Annotated in this window: 1 protein-coding gene; it reads left to right on the top strand. The window is 72.5% G+C overall.

Going from position 1 to position 611, the window contains the following annotated elements:
• Window positions 1–611, top strand: a 611-nt coding sequence (locus tag CTZ28_RS46430; protein WP_259472127.1) for a helicase-related protein, incomplete at both ends; no start/stop codon positions are given.

The following is a 611-nucleotide window of genomic DNA, read 5'->3' as shown; positions in this document are numbered from 1 at the left end:
CGCTCCACCATCGTCTTCGCCAACTCCCGCCGCCTGGCCGAACGCCTGTGCAACCGGCTCAACGAGATCGCGTACGAGCGCGCGACGGGCGAGCCACTTTCCGAGCACCACTCCCCTGCCCAGCTGATGGGCGGGTCGGGCGCGGCCCAGGGCGCGCCCCCGGTGATCGCCCGGGCCCACCACGGCTCGGTGTCCAAGGAACAGCGCGCGCTGGTCGAGGAGGACCTGAAGGCGGGCCGGCTGCCCGCCGTGGTCGCCACCTCCAGCCTGGAGCTGGGCATCGACATGGGCGCCGTCGATCTCGTCGTCCAGGTGGAGTCGCCGCCCTCGGTGGCCTCCGGGCTCCAGCGTGTCGGCCGCGCCGGACACCAGGTGGGCGCCGTCTCCACCGGTGTGGTCTTCCCCAAGTACCGAGGCGATCTGGTGCAGGCGGCCGTGGTGACCGAGCGGATGCGTTCGGGCGCCATCGAGTCCCTGCGGGTGCCCGCGAACCCCCTGGACGTACTCGCCCAGCAGATCGTCGCCATGACGGCCCTGGACACCTGGCAGTTCGACGATCTGCTGGCCATGGTCCGCCGCGCGGCCCCCTTCGCCTCGCTCCCGGAATCGGC

Source organism: Streptomyces shenzhenensis, assembly GCF_003688995.1.
In the GTDB taxonomy this organism is placed as follows: domain Bacteria; phylum Actinomycetota; class Actinomycetes; order Streptomycetales; family Streptomycetaceae; genus Streptomyces; species Streptomyces shenzhenensis_A.
This window is presented reverse-complemented; position numbering and strand designations above follow the sequence as displayed.